At 40.1% G+C, this 7477-nt stretch carries 4 protein-coding genes; all 4 read left to right on the forward strand.

The annotated features are described in order from the left end of the window. Window positions 1–979: 979 nt before the first annotated feature. The 4 genes from thrS to rnr all read left to right on the forward strand — a co-directional run bounded on the left by thrS (window position 980) and on the right by rnr (window position 7452). Window positions 980–2914: a threonine--tRNA ligase gene (thrS, locus tag PENNN9_RS11140; protein WP_058369745.1), complete on the forward strand. Its 1935-nt coding sequence runs from the start codon at window positions 980–982 to the stop codon at window positions 2912–2914. Beyond that, a complete protein-coding gene (gene infC, locus PENNN9_RS11145) occupies window positions 2914–3441 on the forward strand; it encodes a translation initiation factor IF-3 (protein ID WP_178379370.1) in 528 nt (175 codons plus the stop codon). Before thrS ends, infC begins: the two co-directional genes overlap by 1 nt. A 335-nt stretch (window positions 3442–3776) precedes the next feature. Continuing rightward, the gene (locus PENNN9_RS11150) at window positions 3777–5021 is read left to right on the forward strand and encodes a toxic anion resistance protein (RefSeq protein WP_058369747.1); all 1245 of its coding nucleotides are present in this window, start codon (window positions 3777–3779) and stop codon (window positions 5019–5021) included. A 124-nt stretch (window positions 5022–5145) separates the two neighbouring features. Continuing rightward, entirely contained in the window at window positions 5146–7452 is a 2307-nt protein-coding gene (gene rnr, locus PENNN9_RS11155) for a ribonuclease R (RefSeq protein WP_058369748.1), read from the forward strand. Window positions 7453–7477 lie beyond the last annotated feature (25 nt).

Genomic DNA, 7477 nt, shown 5'->3' on the forward strand with positions numbered 1-7477 from the left:
ACTTTCTTCACTGTCGTCCAGTATTGGGTTATGCAAATTTTTAACCAATCATAACTAAGCTAATTTGCTTCTTCTAATTGGTAAGCTATCTATTGTATCATTAGTTGACACTGTGTCAAGCTTTTATTTGCTAATATTTCAGTAAGTTAGCTGCTTCGTTATTAGTAAATATTTCCACTATTTACGCTGCGCTTCCTTTGCTGTGGGGCGTATTATAGACCCTTTACATTCAGTGTCAACTGTTTTTCTAGATGTTTTTAAATTAATTATAAAGGATCGTAAATAAGATATACTTTTCAATAAGTTAAATAACTAGGAAAGTTTTATAATTTTTACATAGCATAAGAAAAGGTTGGTAGTTATCAAAGGATAGTCAAATCATTATGTTTAAGGCTTTATCTCTTTTCTGGTTTTAATGCCTTTAAGTCTCTTTGTCTGTCTATTCACTCTGAAGATTGTACTATTGATATTGGTACAAGTAGTCCTTATATATGGATACTGCTTATAATATAGTAGCACTATTATTAATATAGTAGCACTATTATAGTAGGTATCATCCATGAAGACATTTAGATCAAAAATCTATTACCGTAGAACATAAATGACTTATGGTCTTTGACATAGTTTGGTGTTTTTTTGAATATATGTTTATGTAAGATATGTTGTTACCCCTTGCTATCTAGTGTTTGTAGACGGTTTTTGTTATAGTAGTTGCCTTTATGGCATTACTTATCTTAGGTTGTTAGTCAGCGCTATGTAAGAGGTACTTTGCTATGTTCGCTGATGTATTATCGATCTACTTCCAATATAAGTAGTAGATTTCATAATTAGATGATCGTTCATATGCTAAGTATGTTTGAGTAATGCCTATCTCTTTTGATGTATCACATCTAACGTATATAATTTATTTGGTCTTACGGTCATATGATTGATAGTTGCAATCATCACTGCTAACGGACCTACAACAGGTGAACAAATTATGGTAGCGATTACTTTGCCCGATGGAAGCATAAAAGACTTCGAAGGCAATACTACAGTCATGGAAGTGGCGCAGAGCATTGGGGCGGGTCTTGCTAAGGCTACGGTCGCTGGACGTGTAGACGGTCATTTGGTCGATGCTTATGATCCTATCGCCCATGATGCAAAGGTCGAGATTGTTACCCCAAAAGATGATGATGGTGTCGATATTATTCGTCATTCATGCGCACATCTGCTTGGTCATGCGGTTAAGCAACTTTATCCTGACGTAAAAATGGTTATTGGGCCTGTCATTGATGACGGTTTCTATTATGATATCTATAGTGAGACGCCATTTACACCTGAGCATATGGAAGCTATAGAAAAGCGTATGATGGAGCTGATTAAGCAAGATTATGACGTTATCAAAAAAATGACGCCACGTGATGAAGTCATCAAGATATTTGAAGAACGCGGTGAAGATTATAAGCTGAAACTGATTAATGACATGCCAGGCGAAGAGGCTTTTGGTCTGTATCATCATCAAGAATATGTCGATATGTGCCGTGGTCCGCATGTGCCAAATACGCGCTTCTTAAAAGTATTTAAATTGACTAAAATGTCAGGTGCTTACTGGCGCGGTGATGCCAAGAATGAACAGCTACAGCGTATTTATGGTACGGCTTGGGCAGATAAAAAACAGCTAAAAGCCTATATACAACGTATTGAAGAAGCTGAAAAACGTGATCATCGTAAAATTGGTAAAGCGCTCAACTTATTTCATATGCAGGAGCAAGCACCAGGTATGGTGTTCTGGCATGCCAATGGTTGGACGATTTATCAAGTGCTCGAGCAGTATATGCGTAAGGTACAATATGATAATGGCTACGAAGAAATCAAAACGCCGCAAATTGTCGATCGCAGCTTGTGGGAACGTTCAGGCCATTGGGGTAATTATGCAACCAATATGTTTACTACATCGAGCGAAAACCGTGATTATGCAGTAAAACCAATGAACTGCCCATGTCACGTACAAGTATTTAACCAAGGCTTAAAGTCCTATCGTGACTTACCACTGCGTATGGCTGAGTTTGGCTCATGTCATCGTAATGAGCCTTCAGGGTCGCTACATGGCTTGATGCGTGTCCGTGGCTTTACCCAAGATGACGCACACATCTTTTGTACGCCCGCGCAGATTCAGCAAGAAGTCGCGGACTTTATCAAGCTGACTTTGGCTGTTTATGAAGACTTTGGTTTTGATAATATCATTATGAAGCTCTCGACTCGCCCTGAAAAACGTGTCGGTAGTGATGAATCATGGGATTTTGCAGAAAAAGCTTTGGCTGATGCACTTGACAGCTCAGGTCTTGATTGGGATTACTTGCCAGGCGAAGGCGCATTTTATGGTCCTAAAATTGAATTTAGTCTTAAAGACTCGCTAGGACGCATTTGGCAGTGTGGCACCATTCAGGTTGACCCAAACATGCCTGAGCGTCTCGATGCTGAGTTTGTCAATGAGCAAAACGAGCGTGACATACCTATTATGCTCCACCGTGCAATCTTGGGATCGTTTGAGCGTTTCATAGGTATATTAATTGAGCACTATGCTGGTTGGATGCCTGTTTGGCTTGCGCCGCAACAAGTAGTTGTCATGAATATCACCGATAAACAAGCAGAAAACTGCCAAAACGTCGTCACCGAGCTAAAAAATGCAGGTTTACGTGCAGTTAGTGACTTGCGTAACGAAAAGATTGGATTTAAGATACGAGAGAAAACATTAGAACGTATTCCCTATATGCTAGTATTAGGGGATAAAGAAGTTGAAACAGGCAGTGTCAACGTCCGCACCCGTGAAGGTGAAAACCTAGGCGTGATGACTGTCTCTGAATTTATAACCTTAGTACAGACTGCCGTTGCCAAAAAAGGCCGTCAGAATCAAAAAACAGATCAGGAGTAATACCTATTAAACAGTCAAACCGTCTAAACACCAATGAAGATATCAGTGTTAAAGAAGTTCGTCTTGTCAGAGAAGACGGCGAACAAATGGGCGTGGTCGATATCGATACCGCGATGAAAGCGGCGCGTGATGAAAACCTAGACTTAGTTGAATTAGTGCCCGATGCCAAACCGCCAGTATGTAAGATCATGGATTACAAGCATTTCCTTTATGATCAAAAGCAAAAGGCAAAAGAGGCCAAGAAGAACCAAAAGCAAACCCAGCTTAAAGAGATGAAACTACGTCCTAGTACTGAAGAAGCCGATTATCAGGTAAAATTGAAAAAAATCGTCAGCTTTTTAGAAGATCAAGACAAAGTTAAAGTCAGCATCCGTTTTCGTGGTCGTGAAATGGCACACCAAGAAATTGGCCGTAAGCAACTTGAGCGTATCATCGAAGATACGGCTGAAATATCCAACGTCGAGCAGCATCCAAAGATGGAAGGTCGACAAATGGGTATGTTGCTTGGTCCTACTAAGAAAAAATAATTGGACCGTAAACCCTTAAATTTGTCATATTTACTTATCTTTGTTTTTGACCATCAATATGCTGCGGGGTATTGATGGTTTTTTACTATTAGTTATTGTAATTTTGCGATGCCAACCACCATATAGTTTTACAAGGTCAGTCTTTATGACCTCCTGATTACACGGTAATCTTAAAATCTACTTTGCATTTCCTATTAATGATAATTTAATAACCGTAAGTCAATTAATAGATTTTTAGCGATTATGGCACTTGCTTGAACTAGCAGACTGGACGTTAACTAACATTATTGAATAACCCAAACATTTTAATCTATCATTTATCGACAGGAATACTTATGCAAGAACTTACACCGCCAGAAAATACAAACACACCAAGTATATCTTTGACACCGCCTGACCCTGTAAAAGAGATAGAAAAAAGCGAAGCGGACCAGATGGTTAAGCTGGATAAAAGTCAGATCCCAGAGCTTGACGCTAAAGTTGATGCTTTTGTGGATCACGTCATTACCAATCCAGTAAATGGTCCTGACTTTCAAGAAAACCTACAGTCGATTCATAACCTAGGTACTAAAGAGATTCGTGAGTCAGCTCAAGTAACTAACCGAATGTTAGAACTTCCTGCTAAAAGCATCAATGATAGCTTATTTGATAATTCACCAATTGCCAAGTCATTGACAGAATTGCGCGGTATTGTAGAGGACTTGGATCCAAGCAAAAAAGAGCTAACCAATTCACGTAAGTTGTTTGGCATCATACCATTTGGCAACAAAGTCCAAGATTATTTTCGTCAATATGAATCTGCACAATCGCATATCAACGCGGTGGTGACCAGTCTTTATAATGGTAAGGATGAGCTGCTCAAAGACAACGCGATGATTGAGCAAGAAAAAGTCAACATGTGGGATTTGATGCAATCCATTCGCCAGTACATATATGTCGGCAAAAAGATTGATGAGCAACTTGAGCAAAAAGTCTATTCTTTAGAAGCGACCGATCCTGAAAAGGCACGTATTATTAAAGAAGAGATGCTGTTTTACGTACGCCAAAAAAACACTGACTTTTTGACTCAGTTGGCTGTCAACGTACAAGGTTATTTAGCATTAGATACCATTCGCAAAAATAATTTGGAGCTTATCAAAGGTGTGGATCGTGCGACCACAACTACCATCTCAGCATTACGGACAGCAGTGGTGGTTGCACAAGCCATGACAAATCAAAAACTGGTCCTAGATCAGATTACTGCATTAAATAAAACCACCAGTAGTTTGATTGAATCAACCTCCGCGATGCTCAAACGTCAATCTGGTGAAATCCATGAGCAAGCAACCAGTAGTACTATTGAGCTTGATAAACTACAAAACGCCTTCAATAATGTCTATGATACGATGGATATGATTAGTAATTATAAAGTTGAAGCCTTAGAAAATATGAAGCAGACGGTCAATACTCTAACGAGCGAAGTAGATAAAGCTCAAAAGTATTTAGACAAATCTAACCAAACGACTGTCCTTGAAGTATCAAAAGAGCTAGATAGTAAAAAGATTACAGACAAATCTAGCACTACTGATATCGATATTTGATTAAACAGTCTATCCAAAACAGTCAGCTATCGAATATATATAACCTCATTGACGTCGGGTATTGAAGCGTCGTTCGTGTTAAGATAGCCATTATTAATAATTTTAAAAATAGATACGGTAATTTATGAGTTGGAATGATCCAAACGCCTCAAGTGAGGCACAAAAATATGAGAATCCCATCCCGAGTCGCGAGCTGATACTACAGACGATCGCTGAACACGGTGAAGCGACACACCAGCAGCTGGCGCAGATCTTTAAGATTGAAGATCCAGAGCAATTTGACGCCTTGGGTAACCGTCTAAAAGCTATGGCCCGTGATGGACAAGTAAACTGCGAAGGTCGCCCTTATCGCTTTCGTGCAGTCACGCAACAAGATGTGGTCACTGGCACAGTATCTGCGCATCCTAAAGGCTTTGGCTTTGTCGTATTAGAAGATATGCCAGATTTGTTCTTACATGAGAAGCAAATGCGCTGGGTATTTAATGGTGATACGGTCAATGCTGTGGGTACGACGACTGATAATCGTGGGCGTACAGAAGGTCGTATCGTTGATGTGACTGAACGTCATCAAAACCAGTTTATTGGTACGCTTGCTCGTGATGAGGATGGCTACTGTGTTGAGCTTAGTAGTCCTAACAACCATCAACCGATTACAGTCACTGATGACAACATACAAACGGTAGGTGCTAAGCTGGGTAATCCAGTCAAAGTCGATGTGATCGACTGGCCCAACCAGCATGAGTTTGCTACTGGTAAGATTACAGAAGTACTAAATGACGATAATGATCGTGAACTTATTATTGAGACTACCCTGCTCAATTACGATATCCCGTCTGAATTTAGTGCAGCAGCCCTTAAACAAGCCAACGACTATAGGGAACCTAGCAAAAAAGAATTCAAGGGTCGTACCGACTTACGTGACTTGCCGTTAATCACTATTGATGGGGAAGATGCACGCGACTTCGATGATGCTGTGTTTGCTGAAAAACGCTCTGGTGGTAACTATCGAGTGTTGGTTGCTATTGCTGATGTCAGCCATTATGTCACGCCAAACTCTCCACTTGATCAAGACGCTTATGAGCGTGGTACGTCTGTTTATTTTCCACACCGTGTGATTCCAATGTTGCCTGAAGTGTTATCGAATGGCTTATGTTCGCTAAATCCTTCAGTTGATCGCTTATGTATGGTTGCTGATATTAAAATATCACGTGCAGGCAAAGTGACAGGTTACGAATTTTATCCTGGTGTTATGCATTCACAAGCACGCTTAACCTATAATCAAGTGAATGACTACTTTGCTGATCCTAAAGATAAAAGCGTACCAGAATCCTTAACAGGTAATAAAGACGTCAAAAAGTCTGTCGATACACTTCATCAACTATATGAATTGCTCATCAAAAAGCGTGAAGATCGTCATGCGATGGAGTTTGAGACAGTTGAGACTTATATAAAGTTCAATGAGGAAGGCGGTATTGCAGATATCTTGCCACGTACACGCGGTGATGCTCATAAACTCATTGAAGAATGTATGTTGCTTGCCAATACTTGTGCAGCAAACTTTGCGCTAAAACACGAGCTGCCAGTTCTGTATCGTAACCATGACAAGCCTGACAGCGAAAAATCAATGCGTATTCACGAATATGCGAAGAATTTTGGTTTAAGCTTTCCTGAAGAAAGTCCAACGCAAGCCGATTATCAGCGTATCATTGATGCGACAAAAGATCGCCCAGATGCAATCAGTATTCATAGTATGCTACTACGTTCCATGATGCAGGCTAACTATGCACCTGACAATATCGGTCACTTTGGTTTAGCGTATGATGAGTATAGTCACTTTACCTCGCCGATTCGCCGTTATCCTGATCTTATGCTACACCGTGCGATTAAAGCTAAGGTGACCAATAGTAAGCAGCCTGTTATGGACTTTTCTTTGGATGAGGCAGGTACACAGACCTCAGATACCGAACGCCGTGCTGAAAAGGCATCACGTTTTGTAGAGTCTTGGCTGAAGTGTCACTATATGAAAGATCATGTTGGCGAAGAGTTTGATGGTGTAGTTACGACAGTAACGAACTTTGGATTATTTGTGACATTGACTGACCTATATATTGATGGTTTGGTCCATATCTCAAACGTCGGTGATGACTTCTTTGTTTATGATGAGCATCAGCAGCAGCTCATTGGGAAAGACAAAGGGACTTTATTTGGACTTGGCGACTTGGTTAAAGTGCAAGTCGCTGGCGTGAATATGGATTTGCTTCAGATCGATTTTGACTTAAAAGTAAAGCTACAGGCCAGTCAGATGAACCAAACAAAGAAAGACCAGACTAAAAAGAGCTCAGCTAAGAAAAATAACGGCCGAAGCACTAAAAAGAGCTCAGCTAAGAAAAATAACGGCCGAAGCAGCAAAGGTTCAAGTAAGAGGAGCTAAATAAAACGTTAGAAGCAATAAAAAA

Source organism: Psychrobacter sp. ENNN9_III (assembly GCF_001462175.1).
Taxonomy (GTDB): domain Bacteria; phylum Pseudomonadota; class Gammaproteobacteria; order Pseudomonadales; family Moraxellaceae; genus Psychrobacter.